Genomic DNA, 25,653 nt, shown 5'->3' with positions numbered 1-25,653 from the left:
ACCTCAACGAGAGTTCCATCTAGAACCGCCCGTCCGCCCACTGACGTCATAGACCTCACCATTGAGGAGGTATGTCGTTGGATTGAGCCAGGAGACCTGGCCTATGTCCTTCCTGAGCCACCCGTCACGTGTCTTGGTGAACTCATACAGGGCTCGGGTCTCCGGCGTGTATTGATAGAAGCCGTCGCATGAGGGCTTCGGTCGATCCGGTTTGGAGAAGAACGCAACGATGGCGATGGGAACCTTTCCATCCTTCGTTTCAACAACCCATTCGTGAACGTTCGCAAGCGAGATGATCTGCCGCATGTCTCGCAAGGAAAGCGGACCCCCAAACGGATGGTTGTGAAGAGCGAAGACGTATTTGATGCTCCACGGCGGGTACCGTTCATCGTCCACGAACGTGGGCAGCCTGCAGGTCCTTTTCTTCTTCAGGAAATCATCCGCCTCGGACTGATCCGTCAGCATGCTCAGCTGGTATCTATCTTCAGGGGTGTAGTACAGCCAGGCGCAGTATTCGTTTGACACCCGCTGAGCCAACTCCAGGTCCTTGATGTGCCCCACGCTGGCGTTGGGTTTCGATAGAAACAACGAGCAGGCCTCGCTCAGCGCATCCGAGTAGTCGTCGAACGGCCCGAAGTCCATCATCGGAGGAAGGCTCTCCAAATAACCTTCCCCAGGCAGGGGCCGTACAACCCCTGGAATGGGACCAGGTGATGCACACCCCAGGCCGAACAGGCTCGGGCCCAGGAAGTACCACCGCGACAAGATGCTTCGGGGCATGGAGCGCCACCTAGCACGCGGTCCCCCGCACCCACGCCAATATTCTCAGCACCACGCACGGAGAGTACGCACCCACCCCTTCCCACCCCGTCACCTGCACGACGAACGAGCGCGCCCCACCACCTCCCGTTAAAAGTAGGGCGCGCCGAGTCCGGCTCCTCCTGGTACACCTCCGCGTCCTCCAGAGGCCCGCCCGCCCGGCTGCCGCAAGACACGTCTGTCCCTTTGGGTCATGATGCGGTGCGGTGTCGCACACCCGGTCCGAGTGGGCTTGGGAGGAACGGTCAGAAGCGAGGGCCTGACGTCATCAGGGGGATGTCTTTGGAGAGGCTGAAGCGGTCCCAACCGGAGCAGCAAACCGCCCTACCGGAAACGGTGGGAGAGCGGACTCCGAACGACCGCCCAGATAGCCCCGAGCCCGAGCTGGACGCACTCGAAGTCCTGGAGCAGGAGCTGGAGCGCGCTCGCTCCGTGCTGAGCCAGAGCGAGGCCGAGCCAACGCGTGTGGTCGGTCCCCCTCCGCCGCTCTCCCTCTTCTCCGACGACCCCCAGCCCCTGCCTCGGGGTACCTCCGTCGGACGCTACCTCGTGCTGGAGCGGCTGGGCACCGGCGGCATGGGCGAGGTGTATGCAGCATTCGATCCGCAGCTCAACCGCAAGGTCGCCATCAAGCTGCTGCTGCCCGGAGGCGAAGGGCTGGAGCGCAATGAGGCCCGCCCCCGGCTGATGCGCGAGGCGCAGGCCATGGCCCGCCTCTCCCACCCCAACGTGCTGCCCGTCTTCGACATCGGCGAGCACGGGGACCGCATCTTCATTGCCCTGGAGTTGGTGGAGGGCACCACCCTGCGGCAGTGGCTCAAGGAGCAGCCCCGGCACTGGCGCGAGGTGGTGCACGTGCTCACCCTCGCGGGCCGAGGGCTCGCCGCCGCCCATGCCGCGGGGCTCGTCCACCGCGACTTCAAGCCGGACAACGTGCTGGTGGGCCGCGACGGGCGCGTGCTCGTGTACGACTTCGGCCTCGCGTGTGAACAGGGCACCGGCGCCCCCGGCGCTCCCGTCCCCGTGGACCTCGCCGAGCTGCTGCGCGCCGAGCCCCCCATCCACCAGGACACCGGCCCCATCTCCGGCCTGCGCACCCGCGAGCCGCTCGAGACGCCGGTGACGCACCACGGCCTCGTCATGGGCACGCCGGGCTACATGGCCCCGGAGCAGTACCGCCAGGAGCCCGTCACCGACCGCGCGGACCAGTTCAGCTTCTGCGCCACGCTCTACTACGCCCTGTACCGGGAGCACGCCTTCGAGGGCACGGGCGCCGGCGCGCTCGCCCGCGCCACGCTGGAGGGCCATCTGCGTCCGCCGCCGCGCGACTCGCGCGTGCCGAGCTGGCTGCGCCGCGTCCTCCTCAAGGGCCTGAGCCTCCACCCCAGCGAGCGTCATGCCTCCATGGGGGTGCTGCTGGAGTTGCTCCACGATGACCCGCGCACGCGCCGCCTGCGTCAGGCGCTCGTCGCGGTGGCCGCGGCCTTCCTCGTGGCCGTGGTGGCCGGCGCCGTGGGCCAGTGGCACCAGCGCCAGAGCCTCTGCCAAGGCATGGCCGCGAGAATGGACGGCGTGTGGGACGCCCCGCGCCAGGAGGCCATCCGCAAAGCCTTCCTCGCCACCGGCGCTCCCTACGCGGCCGACGCCTGGAGTGGAGTGAAGGGCGCGCTCGACACCTATGCCTCCGCCTGGGTGGAGCGGCAGCGGCAGGCGTGCGAGGCGACGCGGACGCGAAGCCAGTCCTCCTCCGAGGCGCAGCTCTCCGCACGCACGGTCTGCCTGGAGCGCCGGCGCTCCGAGCTGAAGTCGCTCACCGGCGTGCTCGCCGAGGCCGATGCCAGCGTGGTGGAGCGCTCCGTCGAGGCGGTGCGCGGCCTGTCCGAGCTCAGCACGTGCGACGCGGAGGACGCGCTCGCCGCGAACGTGCTCGCTCCCGCGGACGCGACCGTGGCGGCCCGGGTGGAGGATCTGCGCGCCTCGCTCTCGCGCGCTCGCGCCCTGCGCATCTCCGGCCAGTACGCGGCCGGACTCTCCGTGGCCGCCCCCGTGGTCTCCGAGGCGCGCGCCCTGGGCTACCGCCCCCTGGTGGCTGAGGCCCTGTTGGAGCTGGGCCAGCAGCAGGCGGGCTTCGGCAACCCCGAGGCCGAGCACCTCCTCAAGGAGGCGATGTGGACGGCCGACGAGGTGCGGCTGGACGAGGTACGCGCCGAGGCGCTGGTGGCCCTCACCCAGTACGTCGCCTATGACGCCGCTCGCGTGCGCGACGGCCATGACTGGTACCAACAGGCCCGCGCCCTGCTGGTGCGCACCCGGCGAGAGGGCCGCCTCCTCGCCGAGCTCGAGAGCGCCCACGGACTGGTGTACGCCGCCCAGGGTGACGCCGCCGCCGCTGAGGCCTCGCAGCACAACGCGCTCGCCGCGCTGGCCAAGGTGTCCTCCCCGGAGAGCCCCGAGGCGGCCGTGGTGCTGCGCCGGCTGGGCACCACGCTCTCGGCACAGGGCCTCCACGAGGAGGCCCTCTCCGTGTACCAGCGCGCGCACACCGCCTTCCACAAGGCGCTCGGCGCCGAGCACCCACGCGTGGGGAGCTCGTTGGTGAACATCGGCACCACGCTGAGCGCGCTGGGCCGCCATGCCGAGGCGCTCGAGCCCCTGCGCCAGGGGGTGGCCATCGTGGAGCGCTCGCTGCCATCGCACCACCCGTTCCGCGCCAGCGCGCTGGATGCGCTGGGCGCCGCGCTGTGGCGGGATGGGAAGACGAGCGAGGCGCTGAAGGTGCTGCACCGGGCGGTGGAGGCGGCGGAGCAGGCACGCGGGCCCGAGCACCCGGACGTGGCGGGGCCGAGCACCACGCTGGGCCTGGTGCTGGTGGACGCTGGGAACTCCACTGAGGCGCTGAACTACTTCGAGCGCGCACTGCGCCTGCGTGAGAGCGCGCTGGGGGCCCACCATCCGGAGCTGGCCGCGCCGCTCACGGGCCGGGGTGAGGCACTGCTGAAGCTGGGCCGGGCCGCCGAGGCGCTCGCGCCGCTGGAGCGCGCCCTGTCGCTGCGTGAGTCCCATGCCGTCCCCCAGCAGGAGCTGGCCGAGACGCGCTTCGCGCTGGCCCGTGCACTCTGGGCGTCGCGCAAGGACACCACACGTGCCCGGGAGCTCGCGAAGCAGGCCGAGCGCACGCTGGAGCAGCCCGGCTCCGAGAGCCTGCGTGCCCGTGTCCAGGAGTGGCTTGCCCCCCGGATGCCGCACGGGTAGGTGGAGGCCATGACAGAGCGCAAGGGGCGCGAGGCCTGGCCGCCGGAGCTCACCGAGCTGCTGCGCAAGGTGGACAGGCTGCGGCGCAGCGGACGCTATGACGAGGCGCTCTCGCGCATGCGCCAGCTCGTCGACGCCTACCCGCGGCAGGCGCGCGTCCTGCTGGAGATGGGGCTGACGCTCGGCATCTGGGGCCGCGCCCCCGCCGAGGCCCTGCCCTGGTTCGAGCGCGTCCTGGAGATGGCGCCCGGCCATGCCTCCGCGCAGCTCCACCGCGCCCTCTCCTTGGCCCGGCTCGGCCGCCATGCCGAGGCCGTGGCCGACTTCGACGCGCTCGAGGCCGTGGGCTTCCGCAAGGCGCTCGTCCTCCACATGAAGCGCGCCGAGTCCCTGGAGGTGCTCGGCCGGCTCGCGGACGCGGAGCGCGACTGGACGCTCGCGCTCGACGAGGACCCCGGCAACCCCTGGCTGCTCCATCAGCGGGCCTCGGTGCGCGCGCGACTCGGCCGGTTGGAAGAGGCCGTGAAGGACCTCACCGAGGCACTCGTGTCACGGGATGGTGAACCGGTGGACGCGGAGCTGCTGCGCGACCGGGGCGTGCTGCGCGAGCGACTGGGCGATGCAGCCGGAGCCCGCGCGGACTTCGAGGCGGGGCTCTCCGCCCTGCGCGAGGGCGACCCACACGGGCTCGCGGAGGACCTGCGCCGCAGGCTCCAACAGCCCCCCTGACGCCCCTCTCACCCGCCGAGAGGAAACGGCCGCACCGTGTCCTCCCGCACGCCTTGCATTTGATGGGTCCCCAGGGCTGTGCGACCTTTCCCTCCGCCATGGATGACACCACGCTCGCCTCTCTCAAGGCCGCGCTCGCCGCGAGCCCAGATAACGGACCGCTGCGCGGGCTCGTGCTCAAGGCCCACCTGGATCGCAATGAAGTGAAGGAAGCGCGCGCTATCCTCGGTGACCTCGCTCCGGACCTCTTCTCCGAGTCGGACAGGCTCCACGCCGCCCGCGCCCTCCTTCAGTCCGGCGAGCCCGAGCGCGCCCTCCTCTTCTGCACCCACCACCCGGCCGCCGAGGCCGCCTTGCTGTCCGCCCGCGCCCTCGCCGCGCTCGGCCGCAAGGAGGAAGCCCGCACCGCCTACCAGCGCGCCGTGGCCCTCAACCCCACGTTGGAGGACCGGGACCTCCTGGCCCAGTTCACCTCCACCGTGCGCGACGTGCAGCCCGCCGCGTCCGGTGGCCCTCGCCTGCGCGTCATCTCCAACGATGACACCTCCGCCAACGAGGTGGACCGCGTCCTCGCGCCTCCGCAGAAGCCCCTCACCTTCGCCGACGTGGGCGGCCTGGAAGACATCAAGCAGCAGATTCGCAAGCGCATCATCCTGCCCTTCCAGAAGCCCAGCCTCTTCGAGCGCTTCCGGAAGAAGGCCGGCGGCGGCATCCTCCTCTACGGCCCGCCGGGCTGTGGCAAGACGCTGCTCGCGCGCGCCACCGCCGGCGAGTGCGGCGCCACCTTCTACAACATCGCCATCTCCGACATCCTCGACATGTACATCGGCGAGTCGGAGCGGAAGCTGCACGCCCTCTTCGAGAAGGCCCGCCAGACGACGCCCGCCGTCCTCTTCTTCGATGAGCTGGAGGCGCTCGCCGCCAAGCGCCAGTACAGCCGCGAGGGCACCAGCGCCAAGCTCGTCAGTCAGTTCCTCGCGGAGATGGATGGCTTCGCGCAGAACAACGGGGGTGTGCTGATTCTGGGCGCCACCAACACGCCCTGGGCCATCGACCCGGCCTTCCGCCGCCCCGGCCGCTTTGACCGCGTCCTCTTCGTCCCCCCGCCCGACGCCCCTGCCCGTGAGGAGATTCTCAAGCTCCTGCTCAAGGACCGGCCCCAGGAGGCGCAGCTCGACCTGGGCTTCGTGGTGAAGCACACCAGCACCTTCTCCGGCGCGGACCTGGCCAACGTGGTGGAGACGGCCAGTGACGCCGCCATCGAGCGCTCGCTCGAGCAGGGCAGCGAGGTGCCCATCTCCTCCGCGGACCTCAAGGCCGCCCTGAAGGAGGTCAAACCCACCGCGCTCGAGTGGCTCACCACCGCACGCAACTACGCGCGCTACGCCAACGACGCCGGCCAGTACGACGAGGTGTTGGCCTTCCTCCAGGCCCACGGAAAGTCCTGAGCATGAGCGCCACCTACCGCATCCAGGACGAGCCCCGCCCCGGCACCCTGGGACACCTCGTCGTCAACCCCGTGTTCCCCCTGCTGGCCACCATGATGGCCGGCGTGTGGCTCGGCCTGCCGTGGTTCGTCTTCAATGGCTTCGCCCTGGGCAGCACCTCGCGCATCAAGGAGCTGGTGCTCGCGCTGCTGGTGGTGCCGGGCACGCTGCTCCTCATCCTCCTGCTCAACACGCTGTTGGCACAGGGCGCGTTGACGGAGACGTCCAAGCCCTATGCCGCAGTGAGCATCACCGTCTGGAAGCTGGCCATGGGCTACGTCCTCTTCAACCTCCAACAGCGCAGCTTCGCGCTGCACGAGTACTACGGCGGCGTGGTGCGCAACGGGGTGCTCGTGCTGGTGGCCAGCATCGTCCTGGGCTCCTCCGTCCTCTTCTCGCTCACCGGCGGCAACAAGATACTTCTGGAGCTGCTCGGGTGACGCCATGAGTGACACGCCCTCCTACCAATGGCTTCACTACGCGCGAGTGCAGATCGCCCGCGGTGACAATCACGGCGCCGTGGAGACGCTGCGCCGCGCCCTCTCCACGGAGCCGGAAGACGCCGAGGCCCATGCCCTGCTCTCGCTGGTGCTGCTGTCCCTCAAGCGCCCGCACGCCGCCGAGCACGAGGCCAGCATCGCCCTCTCCCAGGAGCCCCTGCTCCCCCTGGCCCACGCCGCAGCGGCCTCCGTGGCCATGGCGCGCAGGCGCTTCAAGAATGCCGAGCGGCACCTCAACGACTTGCTGGAGCTGGACCCCAATGAGCCGAGCAACCTCCGCCTCCAGGCCCGCTTCTTCGACCTGACGGGCAAGAAGGAGCGCAAGCGCGAAGTGCTCCAGCGGGCCCTCTCCCTGGCGCCCGACGAGCCCGACACGCTGGTGGCGCTCGGCGAGGACGCGCTGGAGCGGGGAGACGTGAAGCGCGCCGAGCAGTGGGCCCGCGACGCCCTCACCGCGCGGCCCGAGTTCCAGGAGGCGCTCGTCCTCATGGGACAGGTGCACCTGCGCCAGGGCCGCGTCGAGGATGCGCGCGAGCATGCGCTGTGGGCCCTGCGTCAGGACGCCACCGACGAGGGCTCGCTGCGGCTGCTCGCCAGCATCAAGGCGCGCCAGAGTCTGCTGCTCGGCCTGTGGTGGCGCTACGCGATGTTCATGGGCTCGCTGGGCGACGGCAAGAGCACGCTCGTGCTGCTGGGCGCGTACGTGCTCTACCGCTTCGCCACGCTCGCCGCGAATGACCTGGAGCAGCCCGGTCTCGCCTCCATCATCCAGGTCGTGTGGCTGGGCCTCGCCATGTACACGTGGGTGGGCCCCGCCCTCTTCCAACGGATGGTGCGCCAGGAGCTCGCGACGGTGCGGTTGGATCCGCGCTTCTAGCGCTCGAAGCCGAGCAGGAAGAGATCCGAGCGCCCCTCGGCCGTCCACACCTCGGAGCCCACCGTGAGCGTGCTGGTGAACTGGCCCAACACAGCCGAGTGGCCCTCCTTCGTCACCGCGACGGAGGCGTCCTCGAGCCCGGGTGAGCCGAAGTCCTCACCACTCGCGGCGAAGCCTCGCGACCAGCGCGGCTCGCCCGTCACGCGGTCGAACTTCGCGACATAGACATTGGCGAGGGTCGCCGGATTGCCAGGCAGCGGCCCCAGTACGCCGAGATCGCTGCCCGCCTCGTAGCTGCCCGCCACCACCACGCCATCCTGCTCGTCCATGGCGACGTCGTCGGCGCTGAAGCCGAAGTTCGAGGCCCAGCGCTCCTCGCCATTCCGGGTGAAGGCGACGACGAAGGCGTCCTGAAGGATGCCGCCATTGGGGCTCGCGGTGTGGGTGCGCCCCGCGAAGGAGAAGGTGAGCGCGAACGTCCCCACAACGACAACGCGGTTGCCGTGCGTGGCCACGCTCCAGGCGAACCCGAGCGCCCCATCCAACCGCCGCACCCAGCGCACCTGGCCCTCCGGCGAGAGCATGAGAACGAAGGGCTCCGTCTGGTCGACGAAGACCGTGCCACACAGCAGGAGGTTGCCCTGGCTGTCCGCGGCGGCGCCGAAGCCCTGACTCTGGTTCTCCGAGTCGACGAACATCCACAGGGTCCGCCCCTCGGGGGAGAGCTTCGCGAGGTAGGCGCTCGAGGAGAAGCGGTCTTCCGGCAGCTGCTTGGAGGAGACGGGACCCAGTCCGAAGTCCACCACGCCCGCGAACTCACCCGCGACGGCGATGTTGTCCTCCCGGTCCGTGACGATGCGACTCACCCCGGCGAAGCCCCGCAGGGTGAGCGTGCGCATCCAGAGCAGGCCTCCGCGGGAGTCGAGCTTCACGAGGTACCGGCCCGCCACCGGTCCGCTCCCGAAGTCCACGCCGTAGGTATCGACCAACAGGATGATGTTCCGGTGCCGGTCCACCGTATGGCTGAAGCCCATGACACTGCCCGGCACGCCTGCCTCGGCGCCGAAGACCTTCACCCAGCGCAGGCGTCCATGGACGTCGTAGCGCACGAGCGCCATCGCGACACTGGACGCGCCACCCGGAGCCTGGAGGGTTTCCCCACCCAGGTCGATGCTCCCGGTGAAGTTCACCAGGGCGAGGAAGCCGCCCTCCCTGTCGCTGACGATGCTCCCGGTGTTGTCGTCGGGTCCGGAGAGCAGCTGGGCCCATCGCAATGCGCCAGTGGGACTCCCGGCCTCACGCGCCTGCTGCTCCACCCGCACGGGGGCCTCGGACTCCGGCACCTCCCACACCGTCCCGCCACACGCGGCCCCTCCCACCGCCAGCAGCAACGATAGGGCACACCCCTTCCAGGTTCCTCGCTTCATGTCTTCTCCCCCCTCCAGTGCGACGCACAGCGAGAGCCTCACGGCTTCCGCGCTGGCAAGCCTGTGCACGGGGCAAGCCCCCGGCACTCCCTGACGGGAAGACACCAGGGTTCACCAGGACACGGAGTCGCCCGCCTGGTCGGACAGCACCCGGAGGCACTCACCCCCGCATCCGTGGGTCCGCTCATGCGCTCACCCCAGAGAGGAGGGCCTCCCGGGCGCGTTTGGCGCGGACCTGTATCGCGCCCGGAGGGGTCCGCTCGCATATCCCTGGAGGAGGGAGGCGGCGCCGGAGGGGACAGTCCGGGCGCGCTGCGGTATGAGGGCTCCGCCCCGATGTCCTCCTCCGCCCCCTCGCGACTCCCGGGCCCCACCGCCTGGGCCGCGCTCATCTTCCTCGGTCTCACCACCGCTACCTGGTGGCCCCATACCGACCTCGGGGACTCGCAGCTCTACCAGGTCGTCTCCCGCCACATGGTCGAGGACGACTCCTGGCTCGCCCTCCGCTACCTCCCCGACGTCCACCCACGCTTCTTCGAGCACCTGCCCTTCGGCTTCTGGCCCTTCGCACTCGTCATCCGGCTCTTCGGCGAGCCCGCCCTGCGCCCGCTGTGCGCCGCCTTCTCCCTGGGCACCCTGCTCCTCACCGGCTTCGTCGCCCGTCGCGCCGCTGGGATTTGGGCCGGCGTCACCGCCATGCTGGTGCTCGCCTTCCCCGATGGCTTCTTCATCCGCGGCGGCCACCCCTTCCTCGAGCCCCTCCTCCTCCTGCTCGCCACCGCCTCCGCCGTGGCCCCGCTGCTCGGCGTGCCGCGTGCTCGGGACTGGCTCGTCTGTGGCGTGCTCGCCGCGGGCGCCTGCGCCGTGAAGGGCCCCTTCGGCCTGCTGCCCTTCGCTGGAGCCACCGTCGCCCGCGCCCTCGTCGAGCGCTCCTGGAAGGTGCTCGTCGTCGGCACGCTCGTGGGGATCGCCGCCACCGTGCCCACCGTGCTCTTCCTCTTCACCCACGCCGACTGGTGGGAGGGCTACGTTCGCCATCAGGTCCTCGCCTCCGCCGCGGGCGAGCGCACCGATGGGCAGCTCTCCTGGTACATCCCCTTCAGGACCCTCGTCAGCCGCTTCTGGCCCGGGTTGCCCCTGCTCGCCGCGGGTGGGGTGCTGGCGCTTGGCCGTCCCGCGCGAGCCTTCCGCGCGCTGCTTCCCGAGGGCACGCGTGATGCGGCCGGGGTCCGCCGCTCCGCCTGGGTACTGCTGCTCGCGAGCCTCTTCATCCTCACCGCGCTCTGCATCCCGGGACGCAAGGTGTGGAACCACTCGCTCGTCGCTTTCCCGCTGCTGGCCATGCTCGTGGGCGTGGGCGTGGGACCGTGGTTGGAGGCACGGCTCGCGGCCCCCGAGCGCGCATGCCGGGCCCAGCTCTGCCTCGCCGTGCTGGCGCTCGTTGTACTAGGGGCCTCGGCGGCGGGCGCGGGAAGGCTGCTCTTCCCCCGACCGTGCCCCGCGGCCTCGGAGGTGCTCGCCCCGGCGCTCGCGGACGTGCCCCCCGGAGCCTCCGTGCTCGTGGTGTCCCCGCGCGCTGAGTGGACCACCGTGGCCGCCTTCGCCGTGGAGCGGCGCTGGTCGCCGTGGCGCCTCACCGAGCTGGGTGCCCAACTCGCTCCGGGAGGCCCCTCGGAGGCCCGCGTGGCCTTCGTCGCGGACGGAGCGCCCGTGAGCGACCCGGCCTGGCGCGAGGTGGGCCGCGACGGCCGCTGGCGGCTGCTGCGCCGGCCCTGAGCCCCTCGTCCCCATGCCCTCCGGCCGACACCGGGGCACGATTCGCCCGGTGGCCAAAGGGTGAAGCTGTTATCCCTCTTGTCTCATGGCGAGCGACGACGCGTTCCACGACACGCAGCAGATGATGGAGAGCATCAACCGCTTCATGAGCGACTCCGTCCCGCACAACCGCGAGCTGGGCCTGCGCGTGGTGGAGCTCGGGGAAGAGGGGGCCACCGTGCGGCTGCCCTACTCGGAGAAGCTGGTGGGCAACCCCGAGACGGGCGTGCTGCATGGGGGCGCGGTGACGACGCTCATCGACGCCTCGTGCGGCATCGCCGTCTTCTCGAAGATGGCGCGCCTGGCCCGCATCGCCACCCTGGATTTGCGCATCGACTACCTGCACCCAGCCACGCCCGGGAAGGATCTGCTGGCGCGCGCCGAGTGCTACAAGCTCACCCGCGCGGTGGCCTTCGTGCGAGCGCTCGCGCACCACGGAGACGTGAACAACCCGGTGGCCTCGGCGCAGGGCACCTTCATCATCGTGGAGGACTGAGCCATGGAGAGCACTCCCCCGGGACAGCCGACCCGCATCGCCGACATCCTCCGCCAGGTGCGCCAGACGGGCGAGTACCGCCTGCTCACCGACGTCATCCCCTACACGCGCTTCCTGGGCATCGGCGTGGAGAACACCACGGGCGAGGTGCTGTGCCGCATGCGCTTCGCTCCCATGCTGATTGGCAACAGCTCCCTCCCCGCGCTGCACGGGGGCACGCTGGGCGCGCTGCTCGAGTCCGCCGCCATCTTCGAGCTGCTCCTGCGCACCCAAGAGGAGCGCGTGCCCAAAATCATCTCCATCACCGTGGACTTCCTGCGCTCGGGCAGGCCGCAGGACACGCTGGCCAAGGCCACGATTACCCGGCTCGGCCGGCGCGTGGCCAACCTCCAGGTGCAGGCCTGGCAGGAGGACCGTAGCAAGCCCATCGCCAGCGCCAACGCCCTCTTCCTGCTGTCGTGAGCCCGCGGGCCTACAGCTGCTGACCCTCGTGGCTCACGGCTTCGCTCTGCTGCTCGCGCGCCTCCTCCGCGAGCGCCTGCAGCGTCTTCTCCGCGAGTCGCACGCCCCACTGCTCACCCACCGCCTTCGCCTCCTGGAGCAGCACCGGCTGGGCCGCGAGGAAGCGCTTGCCGGCGGGGGAGCCATGGAAGGCGATGGCCGCGTCCAGGTCCTCCTCGGAGAAGTTCTTCATGTAGACGGGCACCAGCAGGTCCACGATGGACTCCTGCGCGGCCATCTCGCGGAACTTCTCCATGAAGCCCGGGGGAATCTTGGACATCTGCTGGAAGTGGCCGGTCATCATGTCGATCATCTGCCGGCCGGTGTCCTCCGCCCCCGTGAGCGCCATCAGCTGGCGCACCTTCTGCTCTTTGCGGAGTTTGGCCGCGGAGGACTCGGAGGCCGCGGCCGGAGCCTCGGTCGTGCCTGCCCCCGAGTGCGCGCAGCCCACCACGAGGACAGCCAGAAGACTCCACCGCCAGGACACCCGGGATTTGAAGGAGCGCAAGGAGCAGCCCTCCACAACGAGAGGACTTCCACGATAGCCTCCCCTCCTACGCACTCGTAAAGAGGGGGCTCCCGTCGGCTCAGCACGGGCGCACCATCACGATGTACGCTCGCGTGGGCAACGCGTGGGCCTTATTCCTCCCGCGTACCGCGCCCGTAGAAGGAGTCCTCCACTTGGGACAAAGAGGGCCCGTCCTGAAGTCCCGTCAGGGAGCCCGAATGAATCCAGAGCAGGAGACCCTCCGGGCTCGTTCTTCCACAACTTGTCTGACTGTTGGACAAGTGGGCGAAGCGAGCCGGGAGCGAGTGCCGGCGAGCACCTCCTCACGAGCCCGGGCAAGCCAGCGGGAGACGGTGGACTTGTGGGTCCGGTACACGGTGCCGATGCGCTCCAGGCTCAGCCCCTCCACCAGGTGGAGGCGCAGCACGGTGCGCTCGCGAGAGGGCAGCGCGGCGAGGGCCTCGGCGAGCACCTGCGTGAGCACCGTCTCCAGCGAGGGCAGCTCCGCGTAGGCCTGGGCCGCTGGCCGCAGATGAGGAACGAAGAGGCTGGCGAGCGAAGCGGAGGCGGAGTGGGACATGGGGAAGCCCTGACGGGATTACAGACTGGAACCAGGCTCTCGTCCTTTCTTACAGGGTCCAGGAATCCTGCGAGCGCAGGGAATCACTGGAATTCAATCTCCAAGGCACGGTCTTCCCGAGGAGTCTGCCAGGAGGAGAACACCCGAAGTGACGGGGCCCAAACGGAAGGCTCGTTCCAGGAGCGCAGGGTTTCAGCGGATCAGCGGCACAGCCCGTGCTTGTACTCGCAGGGCACAGGGCTGGCGAGCGTGGGACTCGGGGCGGTGTCGGGGGTGGTGATGGGCGTGAGGGAGCTGAAAGAGGAAGCGCTGGACCTGTACACGCGGCGGAGGTTCGCCGATTGCGCGCGCACCTACGGGAAGCTGCTCGAGCTGGAGCCCGGGGATCCCCACCTGTACGTGCGCCACGCCGAAGCCTGGCGGAGGGCGGGAGACAGACAGAAGGCCATCAGCTCGTACCGGACGGCGGCGGAGCTGTTGCTGCAGCTCGGGTGCGAGGCGCGGGCCCGGGCGGCGTTGAAGGTGGCGCTGGAGCTGGACCCGAGGGACACGGAGGTGGCGCAAGCGTTGGCGAGACTGTCACCCACCTACCCGCCGCCCGCGCCTTCCAGACCGCCCTCGCGCATCCCCGAGCAGAAGCGGGACATGGTGGAGCTGCACACGCGGCAGGCGAACGTGCCGGGACGGCTGGCCCTGCCACCGGCGCCGGCCACGCCCGCGGCGATACGGCCCTCACCGGCCGAGGTGCGAAGGCTCTCGGGGAACACGCTGGCCATGAGGGCCGAGCCGGGGACGCGCTGGGTGGTGGTGTCCTCGCGCACGCCGCTGACGGCCTATGAGGTGGATGACCTCGAGCGGGTGATGTCGAGGGAGTTCACGCTGGAAGTCACGGTCTCGCCCGAGGGGTAAACCTCAGTCGCCGCGCGGCAGCAGCACGGAGAAGGTGGTGCCCTCCCCGGCTGTCGAGTGCACACGGATGCGGCCCCCGTGGGCGCGCACGATGCTGTCCACGATGAAGAGGCCCAGGCCGATGCTGCGCGAGGCGTGAGCCGGCGATTGGGCTCCCCGCTCGAGCGGCTGAAACAGCCGCTCCAGCTTCTCGGGCGGAATGGGCTCGCCCCGGTTGTGCACCTCCAACACCACGTGGGCGCCCTCGTCACGCGTCGTCACGCACACGGGGCTGCCCGCGGCGCCGTAGGCCAGCGCGTTGGAGAGCAGGTTCCCCAGCAGCTGCGCGATGCGGTCCGCATCGAGAGCGGCCCGGGCCTCGCCTTCGGCCCTCACCTCCACCTCTCGCTCGGGGTAGGCCGCCAACACCTCGTCCACCACCTTGTGGACAAGGGCGTGCAGGTCCAGGGGCTCACGCTTCACCGGCAGGCCCTGCCCCATCCGCACCTGGGTAAAGTCGAGCAGGTCGCGCACCAGGCGCCGCATGCGCTCGGCTGCGTCGAACACGCACCGCAAGGCCCCCTCCTTGCGTGCATCCACCCCCGAGCGGCGCATCAACATCGTCGCCGACAGGAGGATGGCATTGAGGGGGTTGCGCAAGTCGTGAGACACGATGCCGATGAGCTGGCGCTCGAAATCAACGCGCTCGCGCAACATCCGCTCGGCCTGCTTGCGCGCCGTGACGTCGGTGAAGAGGACCGCCACCTTGCACTCGTGTGGCTCGCCAATCCGGAAGGCATACACGTCGAACCACCGGCTCATGGACAAGGCAAGGCCCTCGAAGCGCGTCGGCTCGCCCGTCAGCGCGACCCTGCCGTAGGTGTCGATCCAGGAGGGCTCAATGCCCGGCACGAGCTCACGGAACGTCTTTCCGAGCACGTCGCGCATGCCGGAGTGCCGCTCGAAGGCGGGGTTGACCTCGAGGTACCGGCAGTCGAGCGGCCGCTGCTCCGCGTCGAAGAGAACTTGCAGGATGCAGAAGCCCTCGTCGATGGAGTCGAACAACGTCCGGTAGCGCGCCTCGCTCTCACGCAGCGCCTCCTCGACCTGCTTGCGCTGGGTGACGTCCACCGTGATGCCCGCGATGCGCAAGGGCCTGCCATCGGGGGCGAAGTAGGCTTGGCCCCATCCCTCCAGCCAGCGCACCGGCGTCCCCTGAACGCCGCCCGTGCGCAGCACGATGACGTAGCGACCCTCGTTCTCGCCGGCGAGGGCCGCGGCGATGGCGCGCTGGGTCTTCTCGCGGTCCTCGGGGTGGATGGCTGCCATGATGGCCTCCAGGGTGAGCGGAACGTCCGCCGGCAGACCCAGGAAGGCGGAGTGACGCGCATCCGACGTCACGCGATGGGTGACGACATCCAGCTCCCACGTGGCCGCCTCCGCGGCCTCCACCACCACGCGCAGGCGCTCCTCGCTCTCACGCTGTGCCGCCTCGGCCTGCTTGCGCGCCGTGATGTCGACGTTCATCCCAACCCACTTGCGCACCGACCCATCCGCGTTTCGCAGCGGCGCGGTCCGCACGTGTGTCCAGCGCCAACCCCCGTCAGGGCCCCGCAGGCGGAACTCGGCCGTCATCGGAGAGGCGGTCCGCACCGCCTCTCGCCACATCCGCAGGGTGTCCTCCCGATCGTCGGGGTGGATCGCCTCCCTCCACTCGTTGCCTAGATACTCGTCCACCGTCTGCCCGGTGTACGCACGCCAGCTCGGCGAGTCCGCGACCACTCGGCCCTGAGTATCGCTCTCCCACACTGCCTGCGCGAAGGGCTCCACCAGGCAGCGAAAGCGCGCTTCACTCTCCCGAAGTGCCACCTCGGCCAGGTGCCGCTCGGTCGTCTCCAGGGCGGTCACCAGCACGCCCGCGACGTGGCCAGACTCGTCTCGGAGTGGGCTGAAGGAGAGGGTGAACCAGGCGTCCTCCAGCCTGCCCGAGCGCATGAGGGGGATGAGCGCGTCCTCGAGGGTGCTCGTCTCGCCCGCGAACACCCGCTCGTAGATGGGCGCGGTGATGTGCCGCGTCTCGGGCCAGCACTGGTGAGTGGGCTGCCCGAGGCCCTTCGGATGCTTGAGGCCCATGAGCGCCCGGTAGCTGTCGTTATAGATTTGGACGAGCTGCGGGCCCCAGAGCACCACCATGGGAAAGCCGTTGGGCAGCACCATGTCCACGATGGCCCGGAGGCTGAGCGGCCAATGCTCCACGGGCCCCAGTGGCGTCGCCGCCCAGTCGTGGGTGCGGATGCGCTCGGCCATCTCGCCCCGGCCCGCGGGCCACCCCCCCCGTGCTTCGCTGGTCACCGAGTCGAACCTCCACCGGGACGCTGACACGCGTTGAGTTTTCCCCGGAAGTGGCCTGATGCAGACCCTGTGGACGGAGCGAAGCGCCCGGAAGACATCAGGACCCTCAGGTCCTGAACTGCGCTCAGAGGGCCGCGAAGTCCTGCGGCTCCTGCTCGGAGGCAGCGGTCTCCACCTCGGTGGGGAAGAAGTCACGCACCCGGGTGGCCTTCTTCTCGGACGGCTCGTTCACCTGAGCCATGGACTCACAGTGCTCGCTCTTGCGCTTGGGGTGGCAGTGGCGGACACCGTAGACATGGTGGCAGCCACAGGCATCCACGCGCTTCTTGGCGCAGATAGAGGGGTTGAACACCGGCGCCGTCTTCACATCCACAGGCCCCGCGTTCACAGTCACAGCCACCAGCAACGCTCCGAGAATCCCCATCTCCCTACCCCCTTGAAGCTCCGAGGAAAGGAATGGGAATTCTTCAGTAAAGGGGCAACTGCGGGTGCCCGGGGCTCAACATTCACCAGGGAGCAGGCGTTGACCGGTTGCAAGCCGGGCCCCCCGCTCTGTTCGTCAGCTTCCAGAGGAAGCTTTCGTCGCTGCCTGCGGTTGAACCCATCCAGGGGGAGAGGTCATGAGCTGGACGCAAAGGTTGGAGAAGGTCGCGGAGGGGCACTACGTCCTGCCGAAGACCAAGACGATGAAGGTGGACGCCCACCTGTTTCTCTCGGACAAGCTGCTGTGGGGCGAGGGCCCCGAGCTGCCGGGTCTGGAAGAGGGGGTGTTTGATCAGGTTGTCAACGCAGCCTCGTTCCCGGGAGTGACGCGGGTGGCGGTGACGCCGGACTGCCACGTGGGCTACGGCGTGCCCATCGGCACGGTGGTGGAGACGGAGGGCATCCTGCTCCCCACGGCGGCGGGGTACGACATCGGCTGTGGCATGGTGCAGCTCAAGACGACGCTCACCGTCGAGGACGTGGCGGACAAGGCCAAGCGCCGCCAGTGGATTGACGAGGTAACGAAGCGCATCGCCGTGGGCGTGGGGGCGTCGCGGGTGCAGAAGCAGAGGCGCATCGACACGCGCACCTTCGCCGAGGTGGTGCGTCACGGGGCCAAGGCGCTGGGCCGCGGCGCCTCCACCACGGAGCGCGACTTCATCCCGGTGGAGGACGACCGGGTGGACATCCCCGAGCGCGCGTACGAGAAGAGAGATCAACTGGGGAGCCTCGGCGGGGGCAACCACTTCACCGAGATGCAGGTGGACGAGGACGGCCGCGTGTGGGTGATGTTGCACACGGGGAGCCGGGGCTTCGGGTGGAACATCGCGAAGCACTACTTCGTCGAGGGCGCGGCGGAGCTCGGGCTGGGCAAGCGCAGCGAGGACTTCATCTGGCTGGACGCGTCGAGCCGGCTGGGGCGCGAGTACTGGAACCTGCACAACATGGCGGCCAACTTCGCGGTGGCCAACCGGCTCATCATCGGCGAGGCGGTGTGCGCGGCGCTCGAGGAGGTGTTCGGCGGGACGGCGGACATCTACTACGAGATTTCGCACAACCTCATCCAGAAGGAGGCGGGGAAGTTCGTGGCGCGCAAGGGGGCGACACGCGCATTCCCAGGCGGGCACCCCGCGCTGCGCAAGACACAGTGGGAGAAGACGGGGCACCCCATCCTCATCCCAGGCTCCATGGAGACGGGCAGCGCCATCCTCTTCGCGGAGCATGGGGCCGAGCAGTCCATCTACTCGGTGAACCATGGAGCGGGGCGGCGGCTGTCGCGAGGCGAGGCGCGGCGGGTGCTCAACCAGTCCGAGACGGACCGGCGCATGACAGAGGCGGGCATCCTGCTCAACACGCGGACGACGCCGCTGGACGAGTCGGGGCCTTGCTACAAGAACCTCGACGACGTGCTGGAGACGGTGGAGATGGCAGGCCTGGCGAAGGTCGCCAAGCGCCTCAAGCCCATCGCCTGCATCAAGGGCGCCGACTGATCTCCCTCTCCCCCTGGGAGAGGGCTGGGGTGAGGGTCTTCCCCACTCGTCGCCCCCGCGGGAGCGCGCTAGAGTAGACGGCCAAGATGACCGTGCCGTCCCCTGTCCCGCCTCCGCCACCCAACCGAGAAGCCGAGCTCGCCCGCTCAGAGGCCGAGCTAGCAACCCAGGAGGCGCGGCTCGCGGATCAGCTCAACCGAGCGGCCATGGAAGCGGGGTCCCTCTCCCGCCGTCTCGAGGAGCTGCGGCAGCAGGTGTCGCGGGTGCCCGCCGAGCGCCAGGCGGACGAGCACGTGCGCGGAGCGAGCGCGCGGCTCGAATCCGCCTCCGTGCACACCAGCTCCGCGGAGGACGCTCGGGAGCGAGCCCTGACGGCGCGCCACGAGGCCTTGGAGGCCCGGCGACGAGCCGCGCAGGATGCCCAGAAGGCGCTCCAAGCGCTGCAGCTGCTCAACACGCGGGCCCAGCAGGACCTGAGCGAGGCGGAAGCGGGGCTGAAGCGCTCGGCGGAGGCGGCAGCCCGAGCCCAGCGCGAGCGCGAGGCGGCGGCCCGGGCGGCAGCGGCGGCACAGGCGGCCCAGACGATTCCCGCGACGCAGTCCCATCGGACGACTCCGACGCGCCAGGCGGCCTTGCCGAAGCAGGAAAACCTCACCATTCCCGATCCACGCCCGCTGGGCTCCCGCTCGTCGCGCGTGCACCTGCAGGCGACGATCAACCTGAACAGCGACTCGAACTTCTTCACGGGCTTCACCACGAACATCAGCGAGGGCGGCATCTTCGTGGCGACTGTCCAGACGGTGCCGCGCGGGACGACGGTGGACCTGGACTTCACGCTGCCGGGAGGCCGGCCGATGAAGGTGACAGGGGTGGTGCGCTGGACGCGCGAGGCGAACGACAAGACGCCCGAGCTGATGCCAGGAATGGGCGTGCAGTTCACCCACCTGCCGCCGGAGCTGGCCGCGGCCATCTCCGACTTCGTGGCCACACGCGAGCCCCTGTTCTTCCCGGACTGAGCGGCTCTCAGGCGAACAGCTCGGCCACGGGCAGGGACAGCCCGGGCAGCGTCGTGCAGGAGAGCATCTCCCCCACTCCGAGGGTGCGCATCGTCCGATAGCGGCCCGCGTCCACGTCCGGGTCGGAGTACACCTCGATGGCGCGGCCGGTCACATCCACCACCCAGTACTCGGGCACGCGGGCGCGCGCGTAGATGCGGCCCTTGAGCAACCGGTCCCTGCGCAGCGAGTCGTCAGCCACCTCCACCACGAGCAGCGCGGAGCGGGGGTGCGCCTGAGCCGTCTCCTCCTCGTGGCGGGTAACGACGGCCAGGTCCGGCTCCGGCTCACTGTCGTCACCGAGCGAGAGCGGGAGCTGCGGGCGGACGCTGTAGGCCTCCCCGAGCACTCGGCTCATGAAACGGTTGAGCCGGGAAATCACCAGCGCATGAGGTCGGCCCTGTGGCGTCATCTCGACGATTACCCCCTCCAGCAACTCCACGCGCTCATCCTCGCCGAGCACTCCGACATCAATGAGTCGGTGGTACTCGTCGAGGCGGAAGCGGCGCGGAGCCACGAGCCCGCTCTCGAGAATGTCCGGGGAGTGCATGGCCGAGCCTCCTTGCTTCTTCAAGGTAGTGCCGACCGTGCGAGGGCGTCCACCCCACTCACAGCGCCACGCCCACCTCGAGCAGGGTGAGCCCGTAGAGCAGGCCGAGCCCGGACCTGTCCGTGCCCACGCCCACGCCGAGCTCGAGGACGGACACCTGCGCGCCCCCCAGCGAGAAGCGCGCGGGCGCCAGCGTCAGCCCCAGTCCCAGCGAGGGCCCCCCGACAGGTGCCGGGTGCTCGGGCTTGAGGAATTCCATCCTGTCCCCAAAGAGGCCCGTGAGGCTCACCAGCGCCGCGGGAGCCCAGCCCTCCGGGTGCCGCCACTGCAGGCCCGCGCCCACCCGCACCGCGAGCACCGAGCCCAGGCCCGTGAGGCCGCTCGCATCCACCTGGAGCAACCACCGCCCGTCCACCGTGTCGCGCAGGCCGAAGCCGCCGCCCAGTCCCCCTTGGGTGCGCACCGGCGACAGGTACGCCGACGCCCCCGAGCGGGCGTACAGCGAGAGCTGGTGCCGCGAGGGTACGGGCACCTCGGACGGAGCCGGTGAGGTGGCCAGCGCGGAGAGCACGAGAAGCGCCGTGGGTGTCATGGCAGGGGACCTCCCGCCCAGAAGGAGAGCCCGGCGGCGGACAGCCGGGTGACGTCGGTGAGGAAGTCCGGGTCGAGCGTGGAGGGCACGTCGGTGGCGCGGTGGTAGTGCGGGTTGCGGAAGTTGGCGGTGTCGGTGAGGAAGAGCGCGCTCTGCCCCATCAGCCAGAAGGGAGCATGGTCACTGCGCATGAGGTTGCCCGAGGCGGGGCCAGAGCCCTCGTTCGGCAACACCACGCCCTGCACGAACCCGTACCCCATCCGGGTGGCCAGCGTGTACAGCTCCTCCAGGCGCGGGCGCGACGGCTCGTTGGAGATGGCGGCGAGGAAGTCCCCCGTGGAGGGCACGGGGAAGCCGGGCAAGCTCTGCTGAGCGCCGGGACGTGGATCCTTATAGCCGATGCAGTCAAAGACGATGGAGGCGATGATCCGCTCCTCCGGGTGCGTCTGCACATAGCGCGTGCTGCCCACCAGGCCGAGCTCCTCGAGGTCAAAGCCCACGAAGCGTACGGTGCGCGCGAAGCGCTTGCCCGCGGCCAGCCGCGCCATCTCCATCATGGCGGCCACGCCCGAGCTGTTGTCGTCCGCCCCCGAGTAGTAGGCGTCGTAGTGGGCGCCAATCACCACCACCTCCTCGGGGTGCTCGGTGCCGCGCAGCTCGGCGATGAGGTTGGTGGTGGGAAAGCGCGCATCCTCGGTGTCATGCGTGGTGACGGTGTACCCGAGCGACTCGAAGCGCTCGCGCACCCACTGGCGGGCCTTGTCGCGAGTGAGGTGGCACACGGGCCGGCGCTCCGTGTCGATCTCCGAGGGATCGAAGAGCGCACAGTCAAGCGGGGTGTCCGTGAGGTGGGCTTCAACCAACGCGTCCACGTCAGAGAGCAGGCGAGACTTCTCCACGCCCGCGGCGAAGTCTCCGGCACGCGCGGCGGCGGACTCGTCCACGGAGGGCCGCGAGGAGCAGGAGCTCACGGCGAGAAACAGGAGCGCAGCGGACAGGGCTCTCACAGCGACACCCCCAGGTGGACGAGGCCGAGCTGCAGACGAAGGGAGGCGCCGGGCGCCGAGAGGCTGGTGCCCCACTGGAGTGCGAGCGCGCTCACGGTGAAGCGGCGGAAGGCGAAGCGCAGGGGCTCCGCGTGGAGGGCGAGGTAGGCGGGCCCCAACTGCTCGGTCTGCTGCTGCGAGTGGTCCTCGGGGAAGCCACCTCGGGGCGGGATGACAACAGGGGCACCGCTCAGACCCAGCTCGGGGCCCACGGCGGGTCGCCAGACGCCGAGGCGCGTGGAGAGCAGGGCGCGGGCGTAGACCTCGAGCGGCAGTGAGCCAGGCCCCGCGGGGAGCCAGCGCAGACCGCCGCCCAGACGCCAGGGGCCGAGCTCGTACGCATAGGCGGCCTCGAGACCCAAGCGGGGATCCGCGACGTTATAGGCACCACCGTTGGTGAGGATGACAGCGGTGGCGCCGAGGGACACATCCTGTCCGGCAGCCGCGGCTCCGGGGAGAAGGAGCGCAGTGGCAAGGAACAACCAGGGTCGCATGAGGAGGGGCACGCTCTCAGCCAGTTGGAGTAAGTCCTGTCGCGTACCACAGCTCGAACCTTGCCTGGGCGCACGGCGGCCTTCTTTCGGAGAGCGCAGGTGCTCTCCGCGCACCTTCGGGTCCCCTCCAGCCGGGGGACACTCAGGCGGTCTTCCGCCGCTCTGGTGACTCCCAAGCCGTAACGGTTTTGAAGAGACAGACCCCGTTTCTAACGGTTTTTACACGCGTTTAAACGCAAACTGAGTAGAACGCCTCCAGCTATCGACTTCTACAGGGAGCTACAGGGCCTGCACTTGGTTGCAGGTCCATGCGTGTAGGTTCTACACACACATGAAATCAAGGGGTTCAAGAGTGAGCTCGTCCGGGAGCACTCCCATCGGGTACGCGAAAGTCATCGAGGACTACCGCCTCGGTGTCATCCCTCCGCACCAGCTCTCCTCCTGGGCACAGGTGTCGGGCAAGCGCGTGCACCTCAGCGAGGGACGCGAAATCGCCGTCTATCCAAGCGCCTACGACCCGGGCCCTTCGCTCTTCTCCCACCTGGAATTCGCCCTCAAACACGAGGGGGTCTCGCTGGAAGTGCTCGCCGCGTTGTTCCGCGCAACGGAGGGTACGTCTTTCGTGAACGACTTGTGCCGCCATATCCAGGAGCGGCCCACGGGGCAGTACACACGCCGACTGTGGTTTCTCTACGAGTTCCTCATGGGGCGCCAGTTGCCCCTGGAGGACGCGACCCAGGGCAACTACATCGAGTTGCTCGACCCCGAGCGCTACTACACGGCAACCCCCGAGCGAAGCCGGAGACACCGGGTGCTCGACAATCTCCTGGGCAACGTGGATTTCTGTCCCATGGTGCGCCGGACGCCCACGCTCCTGGCGTTCGAGGCGAAACGGCTCGCCGAGGAGGCGAAGCAAATCGTGGCGTCCTACGACGAGGATGCCTTACGCCGCGCCGTCAGCTACCTCTACACGAAGGAGACACGCTCCTCGTTCGACATCGAGAGGGAGAAGCCCAGCGTGGAGCGAGCCGCGCGCTTCGTTTCCCTCTTGGGAGAGCTACCCGACAGGACCTCCCTCGACAAGGCCGCCCTGCTCCAGATGCAGAACGTAATCGTGGAGCCGCGCTTTGGGGAGCATGACTATCGCGAGGAGCAGAACTACGTCGGTGAATCCGTGGGAATGCGTCAGCGGATCCACTTCGTTCCGCCGCGTCCCGAGGACGTTCCCCGCTTGATGAGCGGACTGCTGTCCTGCCTGGAGCGGATGACGGCGTCCCAGGTGGAGCCCATCGTCCATGCGGCCGCCATCTCCTTTGGTTTCGTCTTCATCCACCCCTTCGAGGATGGAAATGGACGGCTCCACCGGATGCTCATCCATTACATCCTGTCGCGTGCCGGTTTCACTCCCAAGGGGCTCATCTTTCCCATCTCCGCCGTCATGCTGCAGAAACGGGGGGAGTACGATGCCTGCCTCGAGTCGTTCTCCAAGCCACTGATGACCCGGCTGAAGTACGAAACGAACGAGGCGTGGAGCCTCTCGGTGAAGGAAGAAACGGGCGGCTTCTACCGCTACATCGACTTCACGCGGATGGCCGAGGATCTCTACCGCTGGACCGAGGAAACCATCCGCACGGAGTTTCGCGAGGAGTTGGACTTCGTCGTCCGCTATCGCGAAGCCCGAGAGAAGATGGAGAACGTCGTCGAGATGTCGGACACGATGCGCAACCGCTTCGTCCAGTTCTGTCTCCAGAACGGAGGCCGGTTGTCGCCAACCAAGCGGGACAAGTACTTCAGCACCCTCACCGAGGACGAGCTGCAAGCCCTGGAGCAGCTCGTCCAGGAGTACCTGCTGCCCTTTGGGGGCCCTCGCTAAATGCCGATGGTGGCGATGCCGAAGATGAGCCGCTCCATGAGCCCGACGACATAGTCCTTAGGCCCTTGGATGAGCCGGCCGCCGAAGAACAGGATGCCGATCAGCAGCACCGGTCCGAGCGCGAGGACCCGCTGCCAGGCGCCGAGCAGCCGCTGGGGCAGGAGCCCCTCGACGACGCGGCTGCCATCAAGCGGAGGCACCGGCAGCAGGTTGAAGAGGGCCAAGACGACGTTGATGACCACCATGATGCCGAGCAGCGAGCGCAGACCCGGGTTGGCGAGGAGGAAGTCCGGGGCCCAGCGCATCGTCAGACCGAAGGCGAGCGCGCTCACGGCAGCCAGGAACAGGTTGGAGAGCGGCCCGGCGGCAGCGGTGATCATCCACCCGGTGCGCATGGGGATGTCCCGCCGGAAGCGGGTGGCATCTACGGGCACGGGACGGGCCCAGCCGAAAGGGATGCCGAGCAGCGGCAGCAGCAGCGTGCCGATGGGATGGATGTGCGCGAGAGGGTTGAGGGTCAGACGGCCCATGCGCTCGGCGGTGTCGTCTCCGAGGAGCCTCGCACTCCAGGCGTGGGCGAACTCATGGACGGAGAGGGAGAGAACGAGCGGAATCAGCATCATCGCCCGTTCAAGGAGGAGCTGGGATTGCATCGGGCTCTCACATAAAGCAGGAAAGAGGGCTGCGCCACGCAACCGGCAAACAAGCCGCCAGGCGACCTCCCTCTCCCTCTGGGAGAGGGCCGGGGTGAGGGTATAGATCCCCTGCGCCAGGCGACCGAGCATCCCAGAGCCAGTGCCATCTGGCCCACCCTCGCACCCCACCCCACCTTTGCGACGAACGAAGGCCCAGGGCCCCGCGAGGCCCGGCAGGGACGGAAGGGAGCAGCGGGATGCGCGTCCACCACTTGAACTGCGTGACAATGTGCCCACCCGGTGGGCGGCTGATGGATGGGAGAGAGCGGCCGAAGGGAGTACCCGCGGCCCTGGTCTGCCACTGCCTGTTGCTGGAGACGGATCAAGGTCTGGTGCTGGTGGACACGGGCTTTGGGCTCGAGGACGTGCGCAACCCGAGGCCGCGGCTGAGCCCCTTCTTCCTGAACCTCAACCGGCCGCAGCTCAACGAGGAAATGACGGCGGTGCGGCAGATTGAACGCCTGGGCTTCAAAGCGTCGGACGTGAGGCACATCGTGCTGACGCACCTGGACTTCGATCACGCGGGCGGGCTGGACGACTTCCCGGCGGCGCGGGTGCACGTGATGGCGGCGGAGGTGGACGCGGCGATGACCCAGGTGACGTGGCTGGATCGCCGGCGCTTCCGTCCGAGGCAGTGGAGCACGCAGCCGCACTGGGTGACGTACCCGATGCCGCGCGGGGGCGAGCGCTGGTTCGGCTTCGAGTGCGTGCGCGAGCTGGAGGGCCTGCCGCCAGACATCCTGCTGGTGCCGCTGGTGGGGCACACGCTGGGGCACGCGGGTGTGGCGATGCAGCTGTCGGATGGGTGGCTGCTGCACGCGGGCGACGCGTACTTCTACCACGAGGAGATGAACCCGGACCGGCCGCGGTGCACGCCAGGCCTGTGGGCGTACCAGGAGCTGATGCAGAAGGATGGGCGAATGCGGAAGCTCAACCAGGAGCGACTGCGCGAGCTGGTGCGCCGCCATGACCGGGACGTGCGCGTCTTCTGCGCCCACGACGCCGTGGAGTTCGAGCGCCTGGAGGAGGACGAGCGCGCCCACGAGCCGCACGCCCTGCGCGGCCTGGCCTCGGTGGAGCAGACCGCCGACACGAGGGAGCCGCCACTGCCCCCGGTGCCGCCCCTGCCGACGGTGTGAGGCTG

Annotated in this window: 24 protein-coding genes; 13 read left to right on the top strand and 11 right to left on the bottom strand. The window is 69.2% G+C overall.

Annotated elements, in window-relative coordinates:
• Window positions 1–3: 3 nt before the first annotated feature.
• On the bottom strand, window positions 4–645 hold the full coding sequence (locus F0U60_RS00895) for a hypothetical protein (RefSeq protein ID WP_395812916.1): 642 nt from the start codon (window positions 643–645) through the stop codon (window positions 4–6).
• A 510-nt stretch (window positions 646–1,155) separates the two neighbouring features.
• Here F0U60_RS00895 and F0U60_RS00890 point away from each other — a divergent pair.
• The 5 genes from F0U60_RS00890 to F0U60_RS00870 all read left to right on the top strand — a co-directional run bounded on the left by F0U60_RS00890 (window position 1,156) and on the right by F0U60_RS00870 (window position 7,664).
• Complete coding sequence (locus F0U60_RS00890) at window positions 1,156–4,071, top strand: tetratricopeptide repeat protein (RefSeq protein WP_395812914.1); 2,916 nt, start codon at window positions 1,156–1,158, stop codon at window positions 4,069–4,071.
• Between the two features lie 9 nt (window positions 4,072–4,080).
• The gene (locus F0U60_RS00885) at window positions 4,081–4,800 is read left to right on the top strand and encodes a tetratricopeptide repeat protein (protein ID WP_395812912.1); all 720 of its coding nucleotides are present in this window, start codon (window positions 4,081–4,083) and stop codon (window positions 4,798–4,800) included.
• Between the two features lie 98 nt (window positions 4,801–4,898).
• Window positions 4,899–6,248, top strand: a complete 1,350-nt coding sequence (locus tag F0U60_RS00880) for an ATP-binding protein (protein ID WP_395812910.1) — start codon at window positions 4,899–4,901, stop codon at window positions 6,246–6,248.
• A gap of 2 nt (window positions 6,249–6,250) precedes the next feature.
• Window positions 6,251–6,727, top strand: coding sequence for a hypothetical protein (locus F0U60_RS00875; RefSeq protein ID WP_395812908.1), 477 nt, complete (start codon window positions 6,251–6,253; stop codon window positions 6,725–6,727).
• A gap of 4 nt (window positions 6,728–6,731) precedes the next feature.
• Window positions 6,732–7,664, top strand: a complete 933-nt coding sequence (locus F0U60_RS00870) for a tetratricopeptide repeat protein (RefSeq protein WP_395812906.1) — start codon at window positions 6,732–6,734, stop codon at window positions 7,662–7,664.
• On the opposite strand, the gene F0U60_RS00865 is transcribed toward F0U60_RS00870, so the two are convergent.
• Window positions 7,661–9,091, bottom strand: coding sequence for a hypothetical protein (locus tag F0U60_RS00865; protein WP_395812904.1), 1,431 nt, complete (start codon window positions 9,089–9,091; stop codon window positions 7,661–7,663). The two genes, F0U60_RS00870 and F0U60_RS00865, sit on opposite strands and share 4 nt — an antisense overlap.
• Before the next feature lie 336 nt (window positions 9,092–9,427).
• Between F0U60_RS00865 and F0U60_RS00860 the strand changes: the two genes are divergently transcribed.
• The 3 genes from F0U60_RS00860 (at window position 9,428) to F0U60_RS00850 (ending at window position 11,864) form a co-directional block, all read left to right on the top strand.
• Entirely contained in the window at window positions 9,428–10,867 is a 1,440-nt protein-coding gene (locus F0U60_RS00860; RefSeq protein ID WP_395812902.1) for an ArnT family glycosyltransferase, read from the top strand.
• 85 nt (window positions 10,868–10,952) lie between these two features.
• Window positions 10,953–11,402 (top strand): PaaI family thioesterase, encoded by a 450-nt coding sequence (locus F0U60_RS00855; protein ID WP_395812900.1) that lies wholly within the window; start codon window positions 10,953–10,955, stop codon window positions 11,400–11,402.
• A gap of 3 nt (window positions 11,403–11,405) precedes the next feature.
• Window positions 11,406–11,864, top strand: a complete 459-nt coding sequence (locus F0U60_RS00850; RefSeq protein WP_395812898.1) for a PaaI family thioesterase — start codon at window positions 11,406–11,408, stop codon at window positions 11,862–11,864.
• Between the two features lie 10 nt (window positions 11,865–11,874).
• Here the strand turns inward: F0U60_RS00850 and F0U60_RS00845 are convergent, their stop codons facing one another.
• Entirely contained in the window at window positions 11,875–12,411 is a 537-nt protein-coding gene (locus tag F0U60_RS00845) for a DUF2059 domain-containing protein (protein ID WP_395812896.1), read from the bottom strand.
• Window positions 12,412–12,616: 205 nt separating this feature from the next.
• Entirely contained in the window at window positions 12,617–12,991 is a 375-nt protein-coding gene (locus tag F0U60_RS00840; RefSeq protein ID WP_395812894.1) for a sigma factor-like helix-turn-helix DNA-binding protein, read from the bottom strand.
• Window positions 12,992–13,270: 279 nt separating this feature from the next.
• Here F0U60_RS00840 and F0U60_RS00835 point away from each other — a divergent pair, with 279 nt between their 5' ends.
• Window positions 13,271–13,900, top strand: a complete 630-nt coding sequence (locus F0U60_RS00835) for a tetratricopeptide repeat protein (RefSeq protein WP_395825918.1) — start codon at window positions 13,271–13,273, stop codon at window positions 13,898–13,900.
• Between the two features lie 3 nt (window positions 13,901–13,903).
• On the opposite strand, the gene F0U60_RS00830 is transcribed toward F0U60_RS00835, so the two are convergent.
• Both F0U60_RS00830 and F0U60_RS00825 read right to left on the bottom strand, forming a co-directional pair.
• Window positions 13,904–16,231, bottom strand: coding sequence for a PAS domain S-box protein (locus F0U60_RS00830; RefSeq protein WP_395812892.1), 2,328 nt, complete (start codon window positions 16,229–16,231; stop codon window positions 13,904–13,906).
• Window positions 16,232–16,355: 124 nt separating this feature from the next.
• Window positions 16,356–16,655 (bottom strand): hypothetical protein, encoded by a 300-nt coding sequence (locus F0U60_RS00825; protein ID WP_395812890.1) that lies wholly within the window; start codon window positions 16,653–16,655, stop codon window positions 16,356–16,358.
• 196 nt (window positions 16,656–16,851) lie between these two features.
• Here F0U60_RS00825 and F0U60_RS00820 point away from each other — a divergent pair, with 196 nt between their 5' ends.
• Both F0U60_RS00820 and F0U60_RS00815 read left to right on the top strand, forming a co-directional pair.
• Window positions 16,852–18,204, top strand: coding sequence for an RtcB family protein (locus F0U60_RS00820; RefSeq protein WP_395812888.1), 1,353 nt, complete (start codon window positions 16,852–16,854; stop codon window positions 18,202–18,204).
• Between the two features lie 86 nt (window positions 18,205–18,290).
• A complete protein-coding gene (locus F0U60_RS00815; protein WP_395812886.1) occupies window positions 18,291–19,220 on the top strand; it encodes a TIGR02266 family protein in 930 nt (309 codons plus the stop codon).
• Between the two features lie 7 nt (window positions 19,221–19,227).
• Here F0U60_RS00815 and F0U60_RS00810 read toward each other — a convergent pair whose 3' ends face one another.
• Genes F0U60_RS00810 through F0U60_RS00795 form a run of 4 tightly spaced genes read right to left on the bottom strand, consistent with a single transcriptional unit; the run spans window position 19,228 to window position 21,941 of the window.
• Complete coding sequence (locus F0U60_RS00810; RefSeq protein ID WP_395812884.1) at window positions 19,228–19,809, bottom strand: Uma2 family endonuclease; 582 nt, start codon at window positions 19,807–19,809, stop codon at window positions 19,228–19,230.
• 58 nt (window positions 19,810–19,867) lie between these two features.
• Window positions 19,868–20,401 carry a hypothetical protein gene (locus F0U60_RS00805; protein ID WP_395812882.1) on the bottom strand — a complete coding sequence of 178 codons (534 nt, stop codon included), beginning with the start codon at window positions 20,399–20,401 and terminating at the stop codon, window positions 19,868–19,870.
• On the bottom strand, window positions 20,398–21,408 hold the full coding sequence (locus F0U60_RS00800) for a M28 family peptidase (RefSeq protein WP_395812880.1): 1,011 nt from the start codon (window positions 21,406–21,408) through the stop codon (window positions 20,398–20,400). Before F0U60_RS00800 ends, F0U60_RS00805 begins: the two co-directional genes overlap by 4 nt.
• The gene (locus F0U60_RS00795; protein WP_395812878.1) at window positions 21,405–21,941 is read right to left on the bottom strand and encodes a hypothetical protein; all 537 of its coding nucleotides are present in this window, start codon (window positions 21,939–21,941) and stop codon (window positions 21,405–21,407) included. The genes F0U60_RS00800 and F0U60_RS00795 overlap by 4 nt, the downstream gene beginning before the upstream one ends.
• 352 nt (window positions 21,942–22,293) lie before the next feature.
• Between F0U60_RS00795 and F0U60_RS00790 the strand changes: the two genes are divergently transcribed.
• Window positions 22,294–23,814: a Fic family protein gene (locus F0U60_RS00790; protein ID WP_395812876.1), complete on the top strand. Its 1,521-nt coding sequence runs from the start codon at window positions 22,294–22,296 to the stop codon at window positions 23,812–23,814.
• On the opposite strand, the gene F0U60_RS00785 is transcribed toward F0U60_RS00790, so the two are convergent.
• A complete protein-coding gene (locus tag F0U60_RS00785) occupies window positions 23,811–24,467 on the bottom strand; it encodes a site-2 protease family protein (RefSeq protein WP_395812874.1) in 657 nt (218 codons plus the stop codon). The two genes, F0U60_RS00790 and F0U60_RS00785, sit on opposite strands and share 4 nt — an antisense overlap.
• A gap of 239 nt (window positions 24,468–24,706) precedes the next feature.
• Between F0U60_RS00785 and F0U60_RS00780 the strand changes: the two genes are divergently transcribed.
• Window positions 24,707–25,648 (top strand): MBL fold metallo-hydrolase, encoded by a 942-nt coding sequence (locus F0U60_RS00780; RefSeq protein WP_395812872.1) that lies wholly within the window; start codon window positions 24,707–24,709, stop codon window positions 25,646–25,648.
• The last annotated feature ends 5 nt before the right edge of the window (window positions 25,649–25,653 follow it).

This window comes from Archangium minus, from assembly GCF_044360475.1.
Taxonomy (GTDB): domain Bacteria; phylum Myxococcota; class Myxococcia; order Myxococcales; family Myxococcaceae; genus Archangium; species Archangium minus.
This window is presented reverse-complemented; position numbering and strand designations above follow the sequence as displayed.

What these genes read in the sequence shown, in the direction of transcription:
- F0U60_RS00895 (WP_395812916.1), bottom strand. Translation starts at nt 645, where the DNA reads ATGATGGACTTCGGGCCGTTCGACGACTACTCGGATGCGCTGAGCGAG.
- F0U60_RS00885 (WP_395812912.1), top strand. Translation starts at nt 4,081, where the DNA reads ATGACAGAGCGCAAGGGGCGCGAGGCCTGGCCGCCGGAGCTCACCGAG.
- F0U60_RS00880 (WP_395812910.1), top strand. Translation starts at nt 4,899, where the DNA reads ATGGATGACACCACGCTCGCCTCTCTCAAGGCCGCGCTCGCCGCGAGC.
- F0U60_RS00875 (WP_395812908.1), top strand. Translation starts at nt 6,251, where the DNA reads ATGAGCGCCACCTACCGCATCCAGGACGAGCCCCGCCCCGGCACCCTG.
- F0U60_RS00870 (WP_395812906.1), top strand. Translation starts at nt 6,732, where the DNA reads ATGAGTGACACGCCCTCCTACCAATGGCTTCACTACGCGCGAGTGCAG.
- F0U60_RS00865 (WP_395812904.1), bottom strand. Translation starts at nt 9,091, where the DNA reads ATGAAGCGAGGAACCTGGAAGGGGTGTGCCCTATCGTTGCTGCTGGCG.
- F0U60_RS00860 (WP_395812902.1), top strand. Translation starts at nt 9,428, where the DNA reads ATGTCCTCCTCCGCCCCCTCGCGACTCCCGGGCCCCACCGCCTGGGCC.
- F0U60_RS00855 (WP_395812900.1), top strand. Translation starts at nt 10,953, where the DNA reads ATGGCGAGCGACGACGCGTTCCACGACACGCAGCAGATGATGGAGAGC.
- F0U60_RS00850 (WP_395812898.1), top strand. Translation starts at nt 11,406, where the DNA reads ATGGAGAGCACTCCCCCGGGACAGCCGACCCGCATCGCCGACATCCTC.
- F0U60_RS00840 (WP_395812894.1), bottom strand. Translation starts at nt 12,991, where the DNA reads ATGTCCCACTCCGCCTCCGCTTCGCTCGCCAGCCTCTTCGTTCCTCAT.
- F0U60_RS00835 (WP_395825918.1), top strand. Translation starts at nt 13,271, where the DNA reads ATGGGCGTGAGGGAGCTGAAAGAGGAAGCGCTGGACCTGTACACGCGG.
- F0U60_RS00825 (WP_395812890.1), bottom strand. Translation starts at nt 16,655, where the DNA reads ATGGGGATTCTCGGAGCGTTGCTGGTGGCTGTGACTGTGAACGCGGGG.
- F0U60_RS00820 (WP_395812888.1), top strand. Translation starts at nt 16,852, where the DNA reads ATGAGCTGGACGCAAAGGTTGGAGAAGGTCGCGGAGGGGCACTACGTC.
- F0U60_RS00815 (WP_395812886.1), top strand. Translation starts at nt 18,291, where the DNA reads ATGACCGTGCCGTCCCCTGTCCCGCCTCCGCCACCCAACCGAGAAGCC.
- F0U60_RS00810 (WP_395812884.1), bottom strand. Translation starts at nt 19,809, where the DNA reads ATGCACTCCCCGGACATTCTCGAGAGCGGGCTCGTGGCTCCGCGCCGC.
- F0U60_RS00805 (WP_395812882.1), bottom strand. Translation starts at nt 20,401, where the DNA reads ATGACACCCACGGCGCTTCTCGTGCTCTCCGCGCTGGCCACCTCACCG.
- F0U60_RS00795 (WP_395812878.1), bottom strand. Translation starts at nt 21,941, where the DNA reads ATGCGACCCTGGTTGTTCCTTGCCACTGCGCTCCTTCTCCCCGGAGCC.
- F0U60_RS00785 (WP_395812874.1), bottom strand. Translation starts at nt 24,467, where the DNA reads ATGCAATCCCAGCTCCTCCTTGAACGGGCGATGATGCTGATTCCGCTC.
- F0U60_RS00780 (WP_395812872.1), top strand. Translation starts at nt 24,707, where the DNA reads ATGCGCGTCCACCACTTGAACTGCGTGACAATGTGCCCACCCGGTGGG.